Source organism: Streptomyces ureilyticus (genome assembly GCF_011045025.1).
Lineage (GTDB): Bacteria > Actinomycetota > Actinomycetes > Streptomycetales > Streptomycetaceae > Streptomyces > Streptomyces ureilyticus.
Window position 1 is genome coordinate 1 of sequence record NZ_JAAKZX010000471.1, and the last position, 1,161, is coordinate 1,161.

Annotated in this window: 2 protein-coding genes; one reads left to right on the top strand and one right to left on the bottom strand. The window is 70.1% G+C overall.

Annotated elements, in window-relative coordinates; translation table 11 throughout:
• On the top strand, positions 1 to 251 hold a 251-nt coding region (locus G6048_RS48195), incomplete at its 5' end, for a GNAT family N-acetyltransferase (protein ID WP_165345910.1).
• 10 nt (positions 252 to 261) lie between these two features.
• Here G6048_RS48195 and G6048_RS48200 read toward each other — a convergent pair.
• Positions 262 to 1,161: type IV secretory system conjugative DNA transfer family protein (locus tag G6048_RS48200; protein ID WP_235991163.1), on the bottom strand; the 900-nt coding region annotated here is incomplete at its 5' end.

Here is a 1,161-nt window from a genome sequence, read left to right on the forward strand (position 1 = left end):
AGAGGGGTATAAGAGACAGTGTGCGGCCTGAGTGGCGGGGGCGGGGGGTGACCGAGCGGCTTTTCGCGTGCGCGGTGGAGTGGGCGTGGGAGGTGGCGCAGGTTGAGCGGGTGCGGTTGTTCGTGCATGAGCGGAACTCGCGGGCCGAGGGGTTCTACCGGAAGTTCGGGTTCGTGCCGTCGGGGGAGAGTGCTCCTGTGCCCGGGGATCCTGGGGCGCGGGAGTTGGAGTTTGTGATGAAGGGGGCCTGAACGGACGGGCTCAGGCGGGGAGTTCGTGGTTGGGCCAGCGGGTGCGAGCCTGTTCTCGGGAGCGTAGGAGGGCCAGGGTGGGCATGCCTCGGTCGGGGCCTGTGGTGAGCAGGTCCGGGAGTTGAGGGAGGGGGGCCACCGCGGCCACGTCGTCCAGGACGAGGGTGAGTGGTGGGTCGAGGCGGCCGGAGGATGACCGTTCGGCCATGCGCCGGCCGCGCTCGACCACGCTTGAGGCGAGCGCCGTCAGAAGTGGCATCGCGCCCGGGTTCGCCTTGGGGTCCTCGATGGGTTCACCCACCACATAAAGCGTGCCCCCTTCGTTGACGAAGGAATCCAAGGTGAGGGCATCAGTTCGGTTTGGGGTGCAGGCCTCGCGGACGTTCACTGTGAAGAGGGAGGAGAGGGCGCGAGCCGTCAACTCCTGGGCGATGTCGCGGCGTTCGGGGTACGAGGTGAGGGCGGCCTCGAGTTCGCCTGCGGAGCCGGAGGCGGCCTTGGGGTTCGTACGGAGGATGCGTACGGCTTCTTGGACCCCGGTGCCCTGGGCCCAGCGGTGGAGGTGGCGGACGGCGCGGCCGTCTGTTGCGGCGGCGTGGAGGTAGCTGCGGAGGAGGGTTTCCGCGACGTCTGCGACTGCCTGGTCCATTTTGGCGGTGGGGCGGACCGGGGCGAGGAGGGCTGCTGCCCTGGCCCGCGCGGTGTCCTTGTCCTGGCAGCCGGCTGAGGGGGACCAGTGGAGGCGGGCCGGGGTGTCGCAGAGGTGGGAGGGGTCGTAGAGGAGGACGGGGCCGAGTTTTGCGCGGGCGTCCTTGGTGTCCGACCAGAGGGTCGGGCTGGAGGTGATGACGAGGGCGGGGCCCTCGGCGTCCCGTACGGCCTCGGTGGCCAGGGGGTGGCGGGTTTGTGG